At 73.1% G+C, this 18,960-nt stretch carries 15 protein-coding genes and 3 pseudogenes; 10 read left to right on the top strand and 8 right to left on the bottom strand.

The genetic code is table 11. The features are described from left to right. Positions 1-171: 171 nt before the first annotated feature. Genes AB0D01_RS10650 through AB0D01_RS10640 form a run of 3 tightly spaced genes read left to right on the top strand, consistent with a single transcriptional unit; the run spans position 172 to position 1,810 of the window. Positions 172-828 carry a nucleotidyltransferase family protein gene (locus AB0D01_RS10650; protein ID WP_363054737.1) on the top strand — a complete coding sequence of 219 codons (657 nt, stop codon included), beginning with the start codon at positions 172-174 and terminating at the stop codon, positions 826-828. Beyond that, positions 825-1,079, top strand: coding sequence for a hypothetical protein (locus AB0D01_RS10645; RefSeq protein ID WP_363054736.1), 255 nt, complete (start codon positions 825-827; stop codon positions 1,077-1,079). Before AB0D01_RS10650 ends, AB0D01_RS10645 begins: the two co-directional genes overlap by 4 nt. Beyond that, a complete protein-coding gene (locus tag AB0D01_RS10640) occupies positions 1,076-1,810 on the top strand; it encodes a metallophosphoesterase (RefSeq protein ID WP_363054735.1) in 735 nt (244 codons plus the stop codon). The genes AB0D01_RS10645 and AB0D01_RS10640 overlap by 4 nt, the downstream gene beginning before the upstream one ends. A 60-nt stretch (positions 1,811-1,870) precedes the next feature. On the opposite strand, the gene AB0D01_RS10635 is transcribed toward AB0D01_RS10640, so the two are convergent. Continuing rightward, positions 1,871-2,296, bottom strand: coding sequence for an ATP-binding protein (locus AB0D01_RS10635; protein WP_363054734.1), 426 nt, complete (start codon positions 2,294-2,296; stop codon positions 1,871-1,873). Between the two features lie 133 nt (positions 2,297-2,429). Continuing rightward, positions 2,430-3,203: a MerR family transcriptional regulator gene (locus AB0D01_RS10630; protein WP_363054733.1), complete on the bottom strand. Its 774-nt coding sequence runs from the start codon at positions 3,201-3,203 to the stop codon at positions 2,430-2,432. Positions 3,204-3,276: 73 nt separating this feature from the next. Here AB0D01_RS10630 and AB0D01_RS10625 point away from each other — a divergent pair, with 73 nt between their 5' ends. Beyond that, positions 3,277-4,437, top strand: a complete 1,161-nt coding sequence (locus tag AB0D01_RS10625; RefSeq protein WP_363054732.1) for a serine hydrolase domain-containing protein — start codon at positions 3,277-3,279, stop codon at positions 4,435-4,437. A gap of 24 nt (positions 4,438-4,461) precedes the next feature. Here AB0D01_RS10625 and AB0D01_RS10620 read toward each other — a convergent pair. Then, a pseudogene (locus AB0D01_RS10620) lies at positions 4,462-4,800 on the bottom strand (5-methyltetrahydropteroyltriglutamate--homocysteine S-methyltransferase); the annotation flags it as partial. Here AB0D01_RS10620 and AB0D01_RS10615 point away from each other — a divergent pair. From AB0D01_RS10615 to AB0D01_RS10605, 3 genes and pseudogenes are all read left to right on the top strand, one after another. Beyond that, positions 4,730-4,972, top strand: a pseudogene (locus AB0D01_RS10615) (NAD(P)-binding domain-containing protein); the annotation flags it as partial. The pseudogenes AB0D01_RS10620 and AB0D01_RS10615 sit on opposite strands and share 71 nt — an antisense overlap. Before the next feature lie 67 nt (positions 4,973-5,039). Beyond that, a pseudogene (locus tag AB0D01_RS10610) lies at positions 5,040-5,195 on the top strand (enoyl-CoA hydratase-related protein); the annotation flags it as partial. 157 nt (positions 5,196-5,352) lie between these two features. Continuing rightward, a complete protein-coding gene (locus tag AB0D01_RS10605; protein WP_363054731.1) occupies positions 5,353-6,669 on the top strand; it encodes a hypothetical protein in 1,317 nt (438 codons plus the stop codon). Positions 6,670-6,727: 58 nt separating this feature from the next. On the opposite strand, the gene AB0D01_RS10600 is transcribed toward AB0D01_RS10605, so the two are convergent. Continuing rightward, complete coding sequence (locus AB0D01_RS10600) at positions 6,728-8,695, bottom strand: transglycosylase domain-containing protein (RefSeq protein WP_363054730.1); 1,968 nt, start codon at positions 8,693-8,695, stop codon at positions 6,728-6,730. A 440-nt stretch (positions 8,696-9,135) separates the two neighbouring features. On the opposite strand from AB0D01_RS10600, the gene AB0D01_RS10595 reads away from it, so the two are divergent. Beyond that, on the top strand, positions 9,136-10,275 hold the full coding sequence (locus AB0D01_RS10595) for an amidase domain-containing protein (RefSeq protein ID WP_363054729.1): 1,140 nt from the start codon (positions 9,136-9,138) through the stop codon (positions 10,273-10,275). 83 nt (positions 10,276-10,358) lie between these two features. Here AB0D01_RS10595 and AB0D01_RS10590 read toward each other — a convergent pair whose 3' ends face one another. The 3 genes from AB0D01_RS10590 to AB0D01_RS10580 are packed head-to-tail and all read right to left on the bottom strand — an operon-like array spanning position 10,359 to position 14,448. Beyond that, positions 10,359-11,588: an FAD-dependent oxidoreductase gene (locus tag AB0D01_RS10590; protein WP_363054728.1), complete on the bottom strand. Its 1,230-nt coding sequence runs from the start codon at positions 11,586-11,588 to the stop codon at positions 10,359-10,361. Continuing rightward, entirely contained in the window at positions 11,585-12,958 is a 1,374-nt protein-coding gene (locus AB0D01_RS10585; protein WP_363054754.1) for an FAD-dependent oxidoreductase, read from the bottom strand. The genes AB0D01_RS10590 and AB0D01_RS10585 overlap by 4 nt, the downstream gene beginning before the upstream one ends. A gap of 53 nt (positions 12,959-13,011) precedes the next feature. Beyond that, entirely contained in the window at positions 13,012-14,448 is a 1,437-nt protein-coding gene (locus tag AB0D01_RS10580; RefSeq protein ID WP_363054727.1) for an FGGY family carbohydrate kinase, read from the bottom strand. Between the two features lie 401 nt (positions 14,449-14,849). On the opposite strand from AB0D01_RS10580, the gene AB0D01_RS10575 reads away from it, so the two are divergent. Further along, the gene (locus AB0D01_RS10575; protein WP_363054726.1) at positions 14,850-15,830 is read left to right on the top strand and encodes a hypothetical protein; all 981 of its coding nucleotides are present in this window, start codon (positions 14,850-14,852) and stop codon (positions 15,828-15,830) included. 156 nt (positions 15,831-15,986) lie between these two features. Then, positions 15,987-17,519, top strand: a complete 1,533-nt coding sequence (locus AB0D01_RS10570) for an amino acid permease (protein WP_363054725.1) — start codon at positions 15,987-15,989, stop codon at positions 17,517-17,519. A 107-nt stretch (positions 17,520-17,626) separates the two neighbouring features. Here the strand turns inward: AB0D01_RS10570 and AB0D01_RS10565 are convergent, their stop codons facing one another. Next, complete coding sequence (locus AB0D01_RS10565) at positions 17,627-18,958, bottom strand: M1 family metallopeptidase (RefSeq protein ID WP_363054724.1); 1,332 nt, start codon at positions 18,956-18,958, stop codon at positions 17,627-17,629. Positions 18,959-18,960 lie beyond the last annotated feature (2 nt).

The raw sequence follows: 18,960 nt of genomic DNA, 5'->3' as shown, positions 1-18,960 counted from the left end.
CGTATGGTCGCGCACGGCGGACCGCGCGGCGATGAGAACACGCAGGGCGGCCCCACCCAAGCAGAACCGATCATCCCCGGACGGAATCGGACAATTCGCGAGGCGCGGCGGGTTTGAACGGGCGCCGGCGGGCAAGGCGCAGCCCATGACGCGATCCCCGTGGGGCATGCCGTGAGGGACGAGCTCCTTCCCCCGCCGTCGGCCGGGCTCGCGCCCTCGGGGCCCGCGGGCGCCGACGGCGCCGGTCCGCTGCCGCGCGACCACACCCAGGCGATCCTGGAGACCACCAAGCACGTGGCCGCCCTCCTGAAGGCCTCCGGAAGGCCCTTCGCGCTCGCCGGCAGCGTGGCCGCGTTCGCCCACGGCCTCCCGGCCCGCTTCCAGCACGACACGGACTTCTGCGTCCGCCCCGAGGACTCCGCCGTGGTGGTCAAGGCGCTGGAGGACGGGGGCATCGAGATGCGTCGCGCCCCCGAGGACTGGCTGGTCAAGGGGCGGTCCGGAGGCGAGGAGATCGACCTGATCTTCGAACTCGCGCGGCGTCCGGTGAGCACCGAGCTGCTCGCCCGGGCCGAGACCCGCCCCGTCGACTCGGTGTGGATGCCCGTACTGGCGCCCACCGACCTGATGGACGCCCGGCTCACCGCGCTCTGCGAGCACTACTGCGACTTCGGTGATCTGCTCCCGATGGCCCGCATGCTCCGGGAACAGATCGACTGGCGCCGCATGCACGAACGACATCGCGACAATCCGCTGTCCGACGCCTTCCTGTACCTCCTCGAACGACTCCAGGTCGTCGACCCCGCGTCCCGGGAGGACACACCGTGACATCGAACGAACTCATCGAGTACCGGCTCCAGCACCTACGGGAGCGCCTGGCGCGGGAGGAGATCTCCGAACTCGGCGTCCGCGTCGAGGCCCGCGGCGCCGGCGCCCTGGTCTGGGGGCGGGTCAACAGCACGGGCTGCCGGGCCGCCGTGTTGCGCATCGCCGAGGAGGAGCTGACGGGCCTGCCCTGGCACCAGGACGTCACCGTCAACGGCTCCGCACCCCCCGACCACTCCGAGGAACTGTCGTGATCCGCGTGGCGGCCGTCGGCGACATCCACCTCGCCCCGGGAGCCGAGGGCCTGTTGAGGCCCGCGTTCGAGACCCTCGGGGACCGCGCCGACCTGCTGCTCCTCGCGGGCGACCTGACCCGGCACGGCACCCCCGAGGAGGGCCGGGTGGTGGTCGGCGAGGTGGCCGACCTGCCCGTTCCCGTGATCGCGGTGCTCGGCAACCACGACTACCAGAGCGACCGGCAGGAGGAGCTCACCCGGGTGCTCACCGAGGGCGGCGTGACGGTGCTGGAAGGTGACGGCGTACGCGTCGACGTCGACGGCACCACGGTGGGGATCGCCGGCACGAAAGGCTTCGGCGGCGGGTTCGCGGGGCGCTGCGCCAGTGAATTCGGCGAACCCGAGATGAAGGACTTCGTCCGCTGCACCCGACGTTGCGCCGACGGGCTCGCCCGGTCGTTGCGCGAGCTGCGGGAGGCGGGCAGCGACCTGCTGATCGCCCTGACGCACTTCTCGCCGGTGCCCGACACCCTCGCCGGGGAACCCCCGGAGATCTACCCCTTCCTCGGCAGCTACCTGCTCGCGGAGGCGGTGGACGCGCAGGGCGCGGACCTCGCCGTCCACGGGCACGCCCACCTGGGGACGGAGCACGGCCTGACGGCGGGCGGCGTGCGGGTGCGCAACGTGGCGATGCCGGTGATCGACCGGGCCTTCGCCGTCTACCACCTCTCCGCGAACGGCATCGGCTGACGGGAGTCGACGCTCACCTGACAGGACCGCGCGACGCTCGCGTGAGGGGACCGACGACGCTCAGGCGACGGCCAGCGCGGCGTGGACGGTCTTGCCCCCCGCGCGCGTGGGGTGGACGTCGACCTCGCGGGCGAGGTGCCCGACGAGGATCCAGCCCCATCCGCCGGTGCCGTCGAGGTGCGGCGGCCGTGGCTTCGGCGGCGCGGGGCTGGTGTCGGTGACGTCGATGTCGAGCACCTCCCCGTGCAGCGCCAGGTCCAGCGTGCAGGGCCCGTGCGTGTGCCGGACGGCGTTCGTCACGAGCTCGGTGACGATCAGCAGGGCCGCGTCCTCGACGGGGGCCGGCAGGGGGCGGGGGCGCCCGGTGCCGCGGTGCAGGAACCGGGACGTGGCCTCGCGGGCACGGGCGGCGGCGCGGGAGTCGGCGTCCAGTTCGAGGTGCAGCCGGGGCCGTGACGGGGGCTGTGACCGGGGCGTAGGAGTCATCACTCCTCTCCTGGACGAGGTCCGTCCTCTCCTCACACGAAGGCACGTTCCCCGAATCGGCCGCCCCATACCCCCGCGCGCGGTGCCGTCGCGCGGCACATCCCGTCCGGACGCCCCCCGCGCCACCCCTGCCCTACCCGTCCGCGGGCCCGTCCGCGGGCCGGTCGGGGCGGGCCCGCAGCCGGCACAGTTCCACCAGGCGTTCCCAGGCCGGTACCGGTCTGCCGGTCTGGGCCGCCATGAGCGTGACGGTGACCAGCGCGTCGACGGCCGGGAGGACGGTCCCGTCGTCGTCCGCGTCGGGTGTCCGCAGTCCGCCGAAGGCGTTGACCTCGTCCGCGAGGGCCTCCAGGCGGGGGTCGTCGCGGTCCCAGCCGGCGGCGGCGTCGGCCGTCAGGTAGAGCCGTCGGAAGCCGGGGTCGTCGAAGAGGGCCTGCTTGCGCAGCGCCCACCCCGCCACCTGCTCGGGGTGGCTCGCCACCAGCAGGATCCACGTGTCGCGTTCGGTCCGCACCGATTCCGGGCTGAGTCCCATCCGGCGCAGCCGCTCCAGGAGGAGCACGACCTCCTCCGGCAGGAACAGGGCGTCGCCCGCGGACAGCTCGGCGATCCGGCTCCGGCGCAGGCGCAGCTCCCTGATCCGGTCCCGCAGCTCCTTGTCGATGTCCGCGACCGCCTCCGTGAACCGCTCGGGGGAGGCGCCCATCAGCTCCTCGATGCGGGCCAGCGGGACCCCGGCCTCCGACAGGGTCCGGATGCGCACCAGGGCGACGACCGCCTCGGCCCCGTAGCGCCGGTAGCCCGAGGCGTCGCGCTCGGGCTCGGGCAGCAGACCCCGCTGGTGGTAGTGGCGGATCGCCCGCACGGTGACGCCGAGAGCGGTCGCGACCTGGCCGATCGTCAACATCGCTTTCCCCCCGGAAAATCGACGGAAGCAGCCGCTTGACCCTGACCCTGCGTCAGGGTCCGACGATCTAATCATGAACACGACGACGAACGACATCGCCGCCCCCGCCCCCGCCTCCGCCGCCGACCGTGCCGCCGCCCGGCTCGTCCTGGACCGGGCCGTGGCCGGCGGCGGGGTCCCGGGCATCCTCACCGAGATCGCGGACGAAGGCGGCACCTGGGTCGCCACGGCCGGGGTCGCCGACACGACGACCGGACGCGAGCGCCTGCCGCACGACCGCTTCCGCATCGGGAGCACCACCAAGACGTTCACGGCGACCGTGGTGCTGCAACTCGTCGCCGAGGGCCGGCTCGACCTCGACGACCCGGTGGAGGCCCTGCTGCCCGACCTGGTGCGCGGCGCGGACCGCGACGCCCGGGGGATCACCGTCCGGCAGCTGCTGAACCACACCAGCGGGTTGTTCGACTACGTCCACGACCCCGTCATCGTGGGGCGGAGCATGGGCGAGCCGTTCCTGCGGCACCGCTTCGACGTCTACCGGCCCGAGGAGCTCGTCGGTCTCGCCCTCGCCCACCCGCCGCACTTCGCCCCGGGCGAGCGCTTCGGGTACTCCAACACCAACTACTTCCTGGCCGGGATGATCATCGAGCGGGTGACGGGCGCTCCGCTCGCCGACGCGTTCGCGGAGCGGATCGCCCGCCCCCTCGGCCTGACGGCGACGTACCTGCCGCGCGCCGGCGAGTCGGTGATCGAGGGACCCCACGGACGGCACTACTCGAAGCTGATGCTGCCCGAGCCCGACGCCACCGTCCACGACGTGACGGAACTCGACCCGTCCTGGGGCTGGGCCGCCGGCGGGGCCGTCTCGACCACCGGCGACCTCCTGCGCTTCTTCACCGCGCTGCTCGCCGGCCGACTGCTGCCGCCCGCGCAGCAGGCGCAGATGTTCACCACGGTCACCACCGAGCAGTGGATCCCCGACACCGCCTACGGCCTCGGCGTCGCCTCGGTGAGTCTGCCGGGCGGAGTGACGGTGTGGGGGATGGGCGGCGCGATCAACGGCTCCTGGACCTACACCTTCGGCTCCCGCGACGGAGCGCGCATGGTGTCGGTCAACGCCAACGGGGACTGGAACTTCCCGATCGCGGCGTTCACCGAACTGCTCCAGGCCGAGTTCGCCCCGGAGCCCGCCCCGGGATCCGCCCCCGGCTCCGCCGCGAGCCCGATGGCGTGATCGGGCCCGCGGCGGGGTCGTGCCTCAGGAGCGCTCGGCGGCCACCTCGGCGCGCACCTCACGGGCCGCCGCCACCAGGTTCTCCAGCGAAGCCCGTGTCTCCGACCAACCGCGGGTCTTCAGGCCGCAGTCGGGATTGACCCACAGTCGCTCGACGGGGATGGCCTCCAGGCCCGCCCGCAGCAGGGCCGCGGCCTCGGGTACGCCGGGCACGCGCGGGGAGTGGATGTCCCACACGCCCGGTCCGGCCTCACGGGGGTAGCCGTGCGCGGCCGGCTCGCGCGCCACCTGCATGTGGGAGCGGGCGGCCTCCAGGCTGATGACGTCGGCGTCGAGTGCGTCGATGGCCCCGACGACGTCGCCCGGTGGTTCGACCCGTTCGACGCGGAGCGCGAGCTGTGCCCCGCCACCACCGACTCCCCCGGGAGGTGCCCTGGTGTCCACCGTCATCGCCTTCGTCGGCCTCGGCCACATGGGCGGCCCGATGGCCGCCGACCTCGCCGCCTCGGGCCGGCGCGTGCTCGGCTTCGACCTCGCGCCCGCCGCCCCGACGCCACCGACCAGAACGGAACCACCCCGTGACCGAGTCCCCGTACGAGACGAGCATGGAGGCCGTCGACCGGGCCTTCGAGACCACCCTCGCGGAAGGGGTCCGCTTCGAGCGCCGGCTCTTCCACGCGGTCTTCGCCACCGCCGACCAGAAGGAGGGCATGAGCGCCTTCGTGGACAAGCGGGCGGCCGAGTTCAGGCACCGCTGACCCTGCGCCGGGCCGCGCGGCGGCGCCGGTGCTGTGAACCGGCTGTGAACAGGTGTGCGGGAGGGGTCCGGCGTACGGGTGAGGTGCCAACACGTTCTATATTCGTACGAACCATCCACGCGCGGCCCGGCTGCGGTGATCAGGGGGTACGAGGGAGATGGCCGATACCGATACCGCTCCGGGCAGCCGGGCGGAATCCCGCAGCGACCGCAAGGTGCGCCGCAAGGCGCGCAACCGGCGGCGCCTCGGCATCGGCATCGCGGTGCTCGCCCTCGGCGGCGCCGCCGCCGGGGCGTACGCCGTCGCGTGGGGCGGCGCCTCGGACTCCGCCCGCGGCGACGCCAAGCTCGGGTCGGGCACGGCCGACGGGGCCGCCGCCGCCAAGGGCGCCGAGGAGCCCTGGGACGGCAAGGTCAAGGTGCTCGGCGACGGCTCCACCTCCTACACCGGGCCGCAGCCGGGCCGGCTCAAGCCGGAACGGCTGAAGCCCGGCGAGAAGCCGCCGCAGTTCGTGGTGTTCTCCTGGGACGGCGCGCTGGAGGGCGACGACCACCTCTTCTCGCACTTCCGCAAGGTGGCCCGGGAGAGCAAGGCCCACATGACCTTCTTCCTCACGGGCATCTACCTGCTGCCCGAGAGCAAGAAGTCGCTCTACAACCCGCCGCAGCACGGCCAGGGCGCGGCCGCCATCTCCTACCCGACCGTCCCGCACATCAAGACCACGCTGGAGCAGCTGCGCGGCGCCTGGACCGACGGCAACGAGATCGGGTCCCACTTCAACGGGCATTTCTGCGGCCCCAAGGGCGGCGGGGACTGGAGCCCCGAGGAGTGGAAGAGCGAGATCGACCAGACGTACTCGTTCATCAAGAACTGGAAGACGAACACCGGCTTCACCAAGACCGCGCCGCTGCCCTTCGACCCGGACCGGGAGGTGGTCGGCGGTCGCGCGCCCTGCCTGGAGGGCCAGAAGAACCTGCTGACCGCGATCAAGCCGTACGGCTGGCGCTACGACGCGAGTTCCTCGGGCGACTTCCAGCTCTGGCCGTCGAAGCAGAACGACATATGGAACTTTCCCCTGCAACTCGTCCCTTTGCAGGGCAAGGAGGTGCAGGTCCTCTCCATGGACTTCAACTTCCTCTACAACCAGTCCGGCGACAGCACCCAGGGCGACCCGGCGAAGTTCTCGGCGTGGCAGGCCCAGGTCCGCGGCTCGTACATGAACGGCTTCAACCGCGTCTACAACGGCAGCCGCGCGCCGATGTTCATCGGCAACCACTTCGAGGACTGGAACGGCGGCATCTACATGAAGGCCGTCGAGGAGACCATGCGGGAGGTCTGCCCCCGCCAGGACGTCAAGTGCGTGTCCTTCCGCGAGCTGGCCGACTGGCTCGACGTCCAGGACCCGCAGGTCCTGGCACGCCTGCGCCTGCTGGACCCGGCGCAGGCCCCGGAGTGGAAGACGCTGGTCAAGTAGGGGAGCGGGCGTACGGGCCCGCCGCCCGCCGCATCCGGCGGGCGCCGGGCCCGTACGCCTACTTCACGGCCTTGGCGTAGTCGGACCACAGGCGCACCGCGCGCTCGCTCGGGAGCGTGCCCGGGGCGTCGCCGCCCAGCCCGGTCAGCGGCAGCGCCTGCAGATCGGTCAGCGCCATCCGGTAGACGACCACGGCCGTGGACTCCTGGTCGGTGGTGGCCACGAACCAGCCCGCCGTGTTGGCCGCCGTCGTACCGGTCTTGCCGCCGGCGCCCGGACGGACCTTGGCCGCCGACTTCGCCGAACCCTCGGAGACGCCCTGGCGCAGGGCGTCCGTCACCGCCCGGGCGGTGGACGCCGACACGGCCCGCGTCGGCTTCGGCGGGTCGAGCGGCACCGCGGCGCCGGCGCGGGTGGCCGAGCGCACCGAGTAGGGGTCGGTGTGCATGCCGCCGGCGGCGAAGGTCTGGTAGGCGCCGGCCATGCGGATCGCGCTCGGCTTCGAGTTCTCCCCGAGCACGAACATGGGGATGCGCGGACCGAGGCTCGACGCCAGCAGGCCGGTCCGCTCCGCGAAGGCCTCCACGCGGTCGAGGCCCACGTCCATGCCGAGTTGCAGCATGGGCGTGTTCACGGAGTCCGCGACGGCCTGGCGCAGGGTCACCTGCCCCCAGTTGCGGTCGTTGTCGTTGTGGCCCTTGAGCACCTTGCCGCTGCGGTCCCAGTACGGTCCCTCGGGGGTCTGCACGGTCACCTGGTCGTTGCCGTCGTAGACGCTGGTGGGGGACACGGGCGTACGGGCCTTGCCGCGGGTGCGGACCACGCCCTCCTCCAGGGCGGCGGCGTAGACGATCGGCGTGAACGCGGTGCCGACCGGGATCGTCGTCGCGTTCGACTCGTTGAAGCCCTGCTTGAGGTAGTCGGGGCCGCCGTACACGGCGAGCAGCCGACCGTCGGGGGCCACGCTCGCCGCACCGATCTTGACGTGTTTGTCCGTATCGGGGCGCTTCTCCGGGTCGAAGCCCTTCTGTGCCTCCTGGACCGCGGTGGTCAGCGCGGTCATGCGGGCCTTGTCGAAGGTGGTGTAGATCTGGTAGCCGCCGAGGTCGAAGTCGGACTCCTGGATGTGCCCCGCCTTGACCGCGTAGGCCTTGGCCATCTCCACCAGGTAGCCGGTCTGGGCGCCCGGGATGCCGGCGAGGTTCGTGGCCGAGGGCTCCGGGAACTTCGTGTACGTGGCGCGCTCGGAGGCGGAGAGGTGGCCCGTCTCCACCATGCGGTCCAGGATCCAGTTCCACCGCTCGACCGCCCGCTCGCGGTTGTTCGGGCCGACGGCCGGGTCGTAGAGGCCCGCGCCCTTGAGCAGCGACGCGAGGAAGGCTCCTTCGCTCGCGTTCAGCTGGGAGACGTCCTTGCCGTAGTACGCCTGCGACGCGCGCTGGATGCCGTAGGTGCCGCGCCCGAACCAGCTGGTGTTCAGGTAGTCCTGGAGGATCTGCTTCTTGTCCTTCTGGTTGTCCATCTTCACGGCGAGCAGGAGCTCGGTGAACTTCCGCGACAGGGTCCGGTCCTGGCTCAGGTAGGCGTTCTTCACGTACTGCTGCGTGATGGTGGACCCACCCTGGGTCTCGCCGCCGGTCAGGGCGGCGCGTACGGCCCGCAGGACGCCGGAGGGGGACACTCCGGGGTCCGAGTAGAAGCTCGCGTTCTCGGCCGCGAGGACGGCCCCCTGGACCTTGGCGGGCACCTTCTCCAGGGGCATCTCCTGGCGGCTGACCCAACCGGTGCGGGCCATCGTGGAACCGTCGGCCCAGTAGTAGACGTTGTCCTGTTGTGTGGCGAATGAGTTGAGGTCGTCGGGTATGTCCGTCACCGCGTACGCGATGGCGGTGAAGCAGGCCATCCCCGTGAACAGGTACAGACAGGCGCCCAGCCACTGGCGCCAGGAGGGTATCCAGCGGCGCCAGTCGGCGCGGCCCGGCCGCGGGTAGGCCGGCCTGAGGCGCCGCAGTCGGGTGCGCGCCACCGCGGTCGCGGGCGCGAGCAGGGCGGCGAGGCGGTCGAGCCGAAGGCCGCCGCGGCCGGAGGCGGCCCGGGAACGGCGGCGCGAACCGGCCTTCCTGCGGCGGCTCGACGCGGGCGCGCCGGCACCCTTGGGGGCCGCTCGCCTGCCCCGCGAGCGCCCTCTTCCCGACGTATCCTGCCCGCCCACTCCGAATGTCCCCTCTACTGTGCTTTCCCGCACACCCTAGATGCAATGTCTGTGAAGTCTGCGGGGTGGTGGTCGGATGCCGCCGCGTGGTGGCGCGGCCACTCCCCGTGATGAAGCGGAATTGATTCGTCCTGTCCGGGAACCGACCACCGTCCGACGGACGTGGACGAAGCGGAACGCGGCGAAAGAGTCGCCCGGTTGTGCGAAGATGCCGTCCCCCGGTTCGTGTGAACCGGGTGACAAGGGGAAACACAGTGATACCAAAGAGGTTCAGGCCCGCCGCCATCGGCGCCCTGACCGTGGCCTTGACGACCGGCAGCCTGCTCGCCTACTCCGCGAACGCCGGCTCCGGCCCCAAGGCGGCCGACAAGGCCACCACCGACGCCTTCGCCCGCATAGCCGACGACGTGCTCTCGCAGCGCTCCGAGGCCCTCGTCGAGGACCGCCCGGGACGCCGCGGCGTGACCCAGACGGCCACGAAGGCCCGCATGTCGGCGAAGTTCAAGAAGGACGAGGACGGCGCGCTGTCGGCCCTGCGGTCGCGCAAGACGCGGCTGGCGGAGCTCGGCGAGGCCTACACCGGCTCCGACACCAAGGTGACCGTGGACAAGGCCACGGTCACCGGCGGCAAGGCGACGGTCCAGGTCACCGAGGACACCAAGCTCACCTACAAGAAGGTGACCGGGGACGAGCCGGAGACGACCGACTTCCGCACCCGCTACGAGCTGACGCTCACCGGCAAGAAGGGCGGCGGCTGGGAGCTCACCTCCATCAAGTCGCAGGAGAACGGCCCCGTCGCCGTCAACGAGCCCGTCGCGGCCAAGGTGAACGTCGTCAAGGACGACGGCAACCAGTACCCCGACGGCACGCCCGCGGCCACCAAGTACCCGGCCGCGCCGAAGCCCAAGGCGAAGACCGGCGGCGCCTACGACTACAACGCCATGGCGAAGTACGCCGAGAAGTACTGGAGCAACTACAACCCGGCGTACCGCAAGTTCAGCGGCAACGGCGGCGACTGCACCAACTTCATCAGCCAGGCGCTGAAGGCCGGCGGTTGGAAGCCCGTTCCCGGTACGTCCTCGGACTACCGCAACTGGTGGTACGACGGCACCCGCCAGAGCACCTCCTGGATCGGCGCCAACGAGTGGGCCTGGTTCACGTTGTCGAACCAGCGGGCCGCCAACCTGGAGAACGTCTACCAGATGGACATCGGTGACATCCTCCAGGTGGACTTCAACAAGGACGGGTCCAAGGACCACTCCATGATGGTGACGTACCGCAACGCCAAGGGCATGCCGTACCTCACGTACCACTCCACCAACACGTACCGGAAGTCGCTCGCGAGCATCATCGCGTCGTACCCGGACGCGCGTTACTTCGCGTACCGCACCTGATCGGTACAAACCGGCCCCTCCCGCCGCGATGCGTGCGGCGGGAGGGGCCGGCCCCGGATGCGACCGCCTCCGGTTCCGGGCCGTCAGCCGAGGCCCAGGACGACCGGACCGCCCCCGGGGTCGACGCGCCCCGTCCAGCCGGGCGGCAGCCGCAGCGAGCGGGCCGGCGACACCCGGCCGGGGATCCGGCGCCGCCAGAGCGGCCGACCGTCCTGTTCCGCCGTCACCACGGGCGCGGTCAACGCCTCCCCGGAGCGCAGCAGCAGGGGCCGCCCGGCGGGGACCGTGAACCGGTTCGGCACCACCCACGCCCACGGGGCCCGCACGACCAGCCGCGGTCCCGGCTCGGGCCAGGGCGCACCCGAGAGGTGCGCCAGTACGGGCGCCGCGGCGCGGGCGCCCTCGAAGGCGGCGGTCGCCGCCCGTTCGATGCCGTGCAGGGCGTCGCCGACGGCGAACACCCCCGGCGCCGAGGTGCGGAAGGACGCGTCCACCGCGGGGCCCCGGGTGCCGGGGTCCATCGCGACCCCGCCGCGCCGGGCCAGTTCGTGTTCGGGGATCCAGTCCCCGGTGAAGACCACCGTGTCACAGGCCAGCACCCCCGTGCGGCCGTCCGCGTGGTGGACGGCGACCCCCGACAGCCGGCCGTGCCCGAACAGCTCGCCGACCGTCGTCGAGGTGAGCAGGGGCACCCCCGCCGCGCCGCCGGCCCGCGGGTGCCGGGTGACCATCGCGACCACCTCCGTCCCCGAGCCGCGCAGGGTGCGCACCGCCTCGCGGGCCACCGGCTCGGCGCCCACCACCACGGCCCGCCGGCCCACGGACCGGCCGAACCGGTGCACCGACCGCTGGAGTTCGCCGGTGGTCAGCACCCCCGCCGGACGGGTCCCCGGTATCAGCCGGGCGCCGCGCGGACGTTCCCGGGCACCCGTGGCGAGGACCACGGCCCGGGCCGTGATCCGCTCGGGGCCCGCCGGGCCCGTCGCCTCCAGGGACAGCGGCCCGGCCCAGCCGGTGGCGCCGACGCCGGTGCGGACCGAGGCCCCGGCGTCCACCGCGGCCTCGACGGCCCGCCGCGCGTACTGCGGTCCGCGCAGCCGGGGGAACGGCGGGGCGGCGAGCGGCGACCACGGGTACGCGGGCCCGCCGAAGGCGCCGTGCGGGCTGTGGCGCGGCGCCCCGCCCGCCTCCTCCTCGCGTTCGAGCACCTCCACCCGTCCGGCGCCCGCCCGCGCGAGACGGGCGGCCACGGCCAGCCCGGCGGGCCCGGCGCCGACCACCAGCACGTCCACGGACACGTCCCTACGGGTCATCGGCGGCCCTCCTCGAACAGCGCGCGGACGGCCGCCCCGCAGTGGAAGCCCTGGCAGCGCCCGGCCCCCGCGCGGGTGCGCCGCCGCAGACCGGCCGGGGAGCCGGGCGGGATCGTCCCCGCAAGGGCGTCGCGCACCTCCCCGCGGGTCACGCGCTCGCAGTGGCAGACGATCCGGCCGTACTCCGGATCCGCCGCGATCAGCGCGGCGTCGCGGTAGGGCCGGGGGAAGGCCTCGCCCAGGTTCGGCATCCGCACCGGCTCCAGGTCCCGCGCCCCGCTCGTCGGCAGGCCGCCGTCGGCGAGGAGCTCCACCACGTGGGCGGCGATGGCCATCGAGGCGCTCAGGCCCGTGGAACGGATCCCGCCGACGGTGACGTACCGCTGTGCGGGGTGGGCCCGGATCGCGTAGTCGTCGTGCTCGGTGGCGGCCCGCAGACCGGCGTACACGGCGGTGACCTCCTCCTCCAGGAGCGCCGGCAGGATCCGTCGGCCGCGCTCGCGCAGGGAGGCGATCCCCTCGGTGGTGGAGCCGGTGGCGGTCTTGTCGTCCAGGTCCTCGGCGGTCGGACCGAGCATCACCTTCCCGTGGACGGTGGGGGTCACCAGGACCCCCTTGCCGAGCGCGCCGGGCACCGGCAGCAGGATGTGGCGGACCAGGGAGCGGGCGAGCGAGTCGAAGACGATCAGCTGTCCCCGGCGGGGGGTCACGGTGAAGTCGGTGTGGCCCAGGAGCCGGTCGACCTCGTCGGCGTACAGGCCGGCGGCGTTGACCAGGTGCCGGGTGCGCAGGGTGCCCCGGCTGGTGCGCAACACGTGTAACTCGTCGAAGTCCACCTTCTCCACACGGCAGTCGAGATGCAGGTCGACACCTGTTCGCACCGCCTGCGTCGCGTAGGCGAGCGTGGTCGTCCAGGGGCAGATGACGGCCTCGCCCGGCACGTCGAGCGCCCCCAGCACCCCGGGCCCGAGTTCCGGCTCGCGGGCCCGCGTCTCCTCGGCCGACAGGATCCGCGTCCCGGGGTGACCGTTGCCCACCGCCTTGTCCGCGAGGCGCGGCAGCGCGGCCCGCTGCTCCTCGTCCCAGGCCACGAGCAGCGCCCCGAGGGGTTCCACCGGGATGCCGCACTCGGCGGCGTACGCGCTCAGCATCCCGTGGCCCTCGCGGACGAGCCGGGCCTCCAGGGAACCGGGTACGGCGTCGAACCCGGTGTGGAGGATGGCGGTGTTGGCCTTGGAGGTGCCGTCGCCCACGTCGTCGCGCGCGTCGAGCAGGGCGATCCGCAGCGGCAGCCGGGCCAGTTCGCGGGCGATGGCCGACCCGACCACGCCGGCGCCGACGACCGTCACGTCGTACGCGCCCCCCGGCAGGGCGTCGACCCCGGTGGTGACGACCCCGGTGGTGACGACCCCGGTGGTGACGCTCACGCGGGGCCGTCGAGCAGGGCCGAGACCGCCGTACGGAACCGGGCCCGGCGCTGCGCCGCCGCCCCCGCGTCGATCCTCGGCTCGTAGACGGCCGACGGCTTCCACTCCGGCAGGGCCTCGGTCGGCGTCAGCGAGGGGTCGAGTCCGAGCCGGGCCACCGCGCCGACGCCGAGCGCGGTCGCGTCCGGGAGCGCCGACACCTCGACGGGGATGCCGAGCAGGTCGGCCTGGGTCTGCATGAGGAGCGCGGAGCGGGTCAGTCCGCCGTCGACCCGCAGGGCGGAGAGCGGGGTGCCCAGATCGGCGGCGACCGCGTCCGCGAGTTCCGCGACCTGGGCGGCGATGCCGTCGCACAGGGCGTGGACCAGGTGGCCGGCCGTGGTGTCGAGCCCCAGGCCGGTGACGGAGCCCCGGACGTCGCCGCGCCACCAGGGGGCCGCGAGCCCGGCGAGGGCGGGCACGAAGGTGACCCCGCCCGCGTCCGGGACGCCCCCGCCGACGGCGTCGATGTCCTCGGCGCCGGAGATCACGCCGAGGTCGGTGAGCCAGCGCACCGCGGAGGCGGCCGTGTACACCTGCCCGTCCAGGCAGTAGTCGGTCCGGCCGGCGAGCCGCCAGGCCACGCAGCCCACGAGCCCCGAGGCGCTGCGCCGGGGGTGCGGCCCGCTCTGGGCGAGCAGGAACGCGCCCGTCCCGTACGTGCACTTGGCGGTGCCGGGCTCGGTGACGTTCTGGGCGAGGAGCGCGGCCTGCTGGTCGACGAGGAGCCCGGTCAGCGGGATCCGGGGGCCGAAGGCGGTGGTGGTGCCGACGGGGGTGTCCGCGTCGACGATCCGCGGCAGTCGCTCGCCGCCGAGGCCGAAGACGTCGAGCGCCGCGCCCGACCAGTCGACCGTGTCCAGGTCGAGGAGTTGGGTGCGTCCCGCGGTGGCCGCGTCGGTGACGTAGGCGCCGGTGAGCCGGTGGACGAGCCACGCGTCGCTGGTCGTGACCACGCCGTCCCGGGTCAGGTTGCGGCGTATCCAGGCCATCTTGGGCGCGGCGAAATAGGGGTCCAGCGGCAGGCCCGTCCAGGCACGCAACGACTCCGCGTGAGGGGCGAGTTCGGTGCACAGGGGCTCGGCGCGGCGGTCCTGCCAGACGATCGCATCGGTCAGCGGCTCCCCGTCGGCCGGGTCCCAGGCGAGCACGGTCTCGCCCTGGTTGGCGAGGCCCACCGCCACGACCGGTTCACCGGCCGCCGCCAGCGCGGCGCGTCCGGCGTCGACGACCGAGCGCAGCAGTTCCGCGGGGTCGACCTCCACCCGGCCGCCGGGCAGGTACCGGGGGCGTACGGGGGCGGAGGCGGAGCCGATCACCCCGCGTTCGGGGCACAGGACGAGGGCCTTGGTTCCCGAGGTGCCCTGGTCGACAGCGAGCACCGGGCCCGTCATCACCACTCCGTCCTGCTGTTACGCATGTTGCCGCGCCGTACCGTGCCCCGGGGGCGCTGTGCCGTGCCGTGCCGCGCGGTGTTGTTCCGTGCTGTCTCGTGTCATGACCGTGTTCGTGATCGACCGGAGTCGATCGTTCTTCGGCGATGGCCGATCGAAGACTTCCCCAGTGGACCGCCCCCGTCAAGATCCGTCCCGGCTCGCGGAACAAACTGACTCAGAATCACATCACCCCGTTGGCTTGATACTTGCGTTCGAACGGGAATCGGGTCGCGGACGTCCGGACGCGCTCTATAGTGATCGCCGATCAACGGGCGCGACCTTCCTGCGACGCGAGGACTGATGACCACGACCACCGCACGACCCGCCCGCAGCGGCCACCCGTCGACCGGGACGAGGTGATGGCGGGCGGCGAATTCCGGCCCGTCTACCACCCCGCCGGCCACGACAACGACCTGCGCCTCGCCGTCCAGGACGTGCGCACCGGCCGCTGGCTGTCGATGGCGCACCTCCTGGAGCGGACCGAGGGCTGGGGCCTGTGGACCCAGCGCACCCAGGTCCTCGCCGCGGTCGCCGCCGGATCCGACGTGGTCCGCGCGTGGCGCACCGAGGAGCCGCGCAGCGTCGCCGCGACCGTGATGCACACCCGCGTCACCGTCGAACGGGCCGTCCGCGCCCACCGAGCCCGCCACGCCCGTACGCACGAGCTGTGGCAGGAGGCATGGGACGCCTGCCGGGTCGCCGCGGAGCTCAGCCCGGCCGATCCCGTGCCCTGGGTGTGCCTGTTGGCCCTGGCCCTGCTCGACGAGCACCGGCAGATGGACGAGCACCGCCAGGCGCCCCCCGGCCTCATGCTGCCCCCGGGCCCCTGGGGCATCCTCGCCCAGGCCGACAAGCGGGACCCGCACAACCGCGAGGCCTACCACCGGATGCTCCAGTTCGTGTACGCGGACAACCCCGGCCCGCTCTCCGGCGCCACCAACTTCGTGCACTGGGCGACCGGTTCCGCTCCGCTCGGCTCCGCCGTGCACGTCCTTCCGCTTTACGTCAGGGTCGAGCGCTACCGGCGCGAGAACGGCCAGGAGCGCGCGCTCGACCTGCACTGGGTCGCCGAAGACGCCGTACGGGACGCCAACCACGCCCTCGACGCCTGGTTCCGGTACGCCGACCCCGGGCTCGCCTCCCCGCTCGACCTCAACCACCTCGCGCACGCCCTGGCGGGCGCCCACCGGTTCGACGAGGCGGCCCGGGTCTTCGACGCGATGGGCCGCTACTGGACCACCCTCCCGTGGGCCTACCGCACCCGCGACCCGGCCGACCAGGCGCTGGCCGAGGAGGTGTTCCTCCGCTCCAGGTCCCGCAGCCTGGCCGACCGCACCTGACCCGCCCCGCCCCCCTGCGGCGGCGGCACCACCCCCGCTCACCCCGCTCCACCACCCCCCGCTCCACACCCCCTTGCTCCACCCCCCTTGCTCAACCCCCGGTTCCGCGCGCCCCCGCGCGTTCCCCCGTGCCCCACGAACCCCGGAGGTACCCCCGTGTCCCGCACCACCCCCACCGCTCGCCCCGATCGCACCGGCCCACCGCGCAAGGACGAGGAGGAACGACTCAGAGAGCTCGGCTACCAGCCCGTCCTCGCCCGCCGCATGAACGGGTTCGGCAACTTCGCCATCAGCTTCTCGGTCATATCCGTCCTCTCCGGCTGCATGACCCTGTACGGGTTCGGCCTGGGCACCGGCGGACCGGCCGTGATGATGTGGGGCTGGATCGGCGTGGGCCTCTTCGTCCTCTGCGTGGGCCTCGCCCTCGCCGAGGTGACCAGCGCCTACCCCACCTCCGGGGCCCTCTACTACATGGCCGACCGGCTCGGCGGCCGTCGCTGGGGCTGGTACACCGGCTGGCTGAACCTCCTCGGCCTGCTCGGCGCCATCGCCGGCATCGACTACGGCGCCGCCCTGTTCACCGGGGCCTTCCTGAACCTCCGGTTCGGCTTCGAGCCCACCGCCGGCTCCACCTTCCTGATCTTCCTGTGCATCCTGCTGCTGCACGCCGCGCTCAACCTCTTCGGCGTCCGCCTCGTCAGCGTGCTCAACTCCATCAGCGTCTGGTGGCACCTGGGCGGTGTGGCCCTGATCGTCGGCGCCCTGGCCTTCGTCCCCGACCGGCACCAGTCGGCCTCGTTCGTCTTCACCGAGTTCGTCAACGACACCGGCTGGGCCAACCCCTTCTACGTGGCCGCGGTCGGCCTGCTGCTCGCCCAGTACACCTTCTCCGGCTACGACGCCTCCGCGCACCTCTCGGAGGAGACCTCCAACGCCTCCGTCACCGCCGCCAAGGGCATCGTCCGGGCCATCTGGGTCTCCTGGGTCGCCGGCTTCGCGCTCCTCGCCGGCCTCACCTTCGCCATCCAGGACTACGCGGCCGTCCAGGGCACCGCCACCGGCGTACCGCCCGCCCAGATCTTCCTCGACGCCCTCGGCTCGGGCGGCGCCAGCGCCCTCCTCCTCGTGGTGATCGTCGCCCAGCTCTTCTGCGGCAACGCCGAGGTGGCCGCCGCCAGCCGCATGGTGTTCGCCTTCAGCCGTGACAACGCCCTGCCCGGCTCGTCCGTGTGGCGCAAGGTCAGCAGCCGCACCCAGACCCCGGTCCCGGCCGTTTGGCTCTCCGTGGCCGTCGCGGGCGTCCTCGCCCTGCCGTCGCTCTGGTCCGCCACCGCCTACGGGGCCGTGACCGCCATCAACGTCATCGGGATCACCCCCGCCTACGCCATCCCGATCTACCTGCGCCTGCGCGCCGGCTCCCGCTTCACCCCCGGACCGTGGAACCTCGGCCGCTGGAGCAAGCCCATCGGCTGGACCGCCGTCGTCTGGGTGGCCGTCGTCACCGTCCTGTTCTGCCTGCCGCAGAAGTCCCCGGTCACCGTCGACTCCATGAACTACGCCGTGATCGCCCTGGCCGTGGTCCTCGTCCTCGCCAGCGTGTGGTGGTACGTCGCCCGACGCTCCTACGGCACCCCGTCCGCGTACGGGAACGCCCGGGAACAGGCCGAGATCGCCGAGGGCATCGTCTGACCCCTCCCGCGCGAAACCCCGGAGCCGACGGCCACGCGCCGTCGGCGCCCCGGGGCGGGCGGATCCCCGGGCCGGTCGGCCCCTGCGGACGGTCGGCCCCGTGCCCGTCAGGCCCCGGGCGCGGGCAGCGGCGGCAGCGCCGGCTCGTGCAGCCAGGCCCGCAGCAGCCCTTCCAGCGGCCGATCCGCGTAGTGCGACACGTGCCCGGCGAACCCGGCGGTGGTCACCGACCCGCCCCGGTGCACGGTGGTCCACTCGCGCAGCATGCGGAAGAACGCCCCGTCCCCCAGCGCGCAGCGCACCGCGTGCACCGCCAGGCCCCCGCGCTGGTACAGCCGGTCGTCGAACATCAGCTTGCGGCCGGGGTCGGCGAGCACGAGGTCCTGCGGCAGCCCGGTCAGCAACCGGTGCGCGCCCCGCGCCATCTCGTGCGCGGTCCGCCCGCCCGAGCGCTCCGACCAGAGCCATTCGGCGTACTTCGCGAACCCCTCGTTGAGCCAGATGTGCCGCCAGTCGGCGATGCTCACGCTGTTGCCGAACCACTGGTGCGCCAGTTCGTGCGCGATCAGGCGCTCCGAACCGCGTACGCCGTCCACGTGGTTGGTGCCGAAGGTGGACAGGCCCTGGGCCTCCACCGGGACGTCCAGCTCCTCGTCCGTCACCACCACCGCGTACTCCCCGAAGGGGTAGGGGCCGAACAGCTCCTCGAACAGGCGCATCATCGCCGGCTGCCGGGCGAAGTCCCGGGAGAACCGGGCCAGCAGGTGGGCCGGCACGTGGGCGCTCTGGGGGACGCCGTCGAGCCCCGGGTCGCCCAGCAGCACCGTCTGGTACACGCCGACGGACAGGCCGACCAGGTAGCTGGAGGTGGGCGCCGGCTGCTCGTACACCCAGGTGGTGGTGCTGGCCCGGGTCGTGCGGGTGAGGAGTCGGCCCCCCGACACGACCGTGTAGGCGGAAGGCGTGTTGACCGAGATCAGGTACGAGGCCTTGTCGGCCGGCCGGTCGTTGCACGGGTACCAGGACGGGGCGCCGACCGGCTGGCTGGCCACCAGGGCCCCGTCCGACAGCTCCTCCCAGCCGATGCCGCCCCAGGGGCTGCGGACCGGTCGGGGATTGCCCGCCCAGTGCACCTCCACCGTGAAGGCGCCGTGGGCGGGCAGCGGCTTCGCCGGCCGGATGCGCAGCTTCCCGCCCCGGTGGGTGAAGCGCGGGACGCGGCCGTTCACCAGGACCCGGCCCAGTCTGAATTCGGCCAGGTTCAGGTGGAACTCGGCGAGCGGGGCCCGCCCCGCGATGGCGCCGATGCGGGCCGTCCCGGCCAGCCGGTTGGGGCCGGGACGGTACTCCAGGGAGATCTCGTACCGGTGCACGCGGTACCGGGCGTCACCGTTCGCGGGGAAGTACGGGTCGGATGCCGCTGTCGTCTGGCCGCTCATTG

Origin of the sequence: Streptomyces sp. NPDC048606 (genome assembly GCF_040650855.1) — a bacterium.
Classification (GTDB): Bacteria; Actinomycetota; Actinomycetes; order Streptomycetales; family Streptomycetaceae; genus Streptomyces.
Note: the sequence above shows the minus strand (reverse complement) of the source record. Positions and strands in the feature narration are given on the sequence as shown.

What these genes read in the sequence shown, in the direction of transcription:
- AB0D01_RS10575 (WP_363054726.1), top strand. Translation starts at nt 14,850, where the DNA reads ATGGCGGGCGGCGAATTCCGGCCCGTCTACCACCCCGCCGGCCACGAC.
- AB0D01_RS10565 (WP_363054724.1), bottom strand. Translation starts at nt 18,958, where the DNA reads ATGAGCGGCCAGACGACAGCGGCATCCGACCCGTACTTCCCCGCGAAC.
- AB0D01_RS10625 (WP_363054732.1), top strand. Translation starts at nt 3,277, where the DNA reads ATGAACACGACGACGAACGACATCGCCGCCCCCGCCCCCGCCTCCGCC.
- AB0D01_RS10630 (WP_363054733.1), bottom strand. Translation starts at nt 3,203, where the DNA reads ATGTTGACGATCGGCCAGGTCGCGACCGCTCTCGGCGTCACCGTGCGG.
- AB0D01_RS10605 (WP_363054731.1), top strand. Translation starts at nt 5,353, where the DNA reads ATGGCCGATACCGATACCGCTCCGGGCAGCCGGGCGGAATCCCGCAGC.
- AB0D01_RS10590 (WP_363054728.1), bottom strand. Translation starts at nt 11,588, where the DNA reads ATGACCCGTAGGGACGTGTCCGTGGACGTGCTGGTGGTCGGCGCCGGG.
- AB0D01_RS10580 (WP_363054727.1), bottom strand. Translation starts at nt 14,448, where the DNA reads ATGACGGGCCCGGTGCTCGCTGTCGACCAGGGCACCTCGGGAACCAAG.
- AB0D01_RS10635 (WP_363054734.1), bottom strand. Translation starts at nt 2,296, where the DNA reads ATGACTCCTACGCCCCGGTCACAGCCCCCGTCACGGCCCCGGCTGCAC.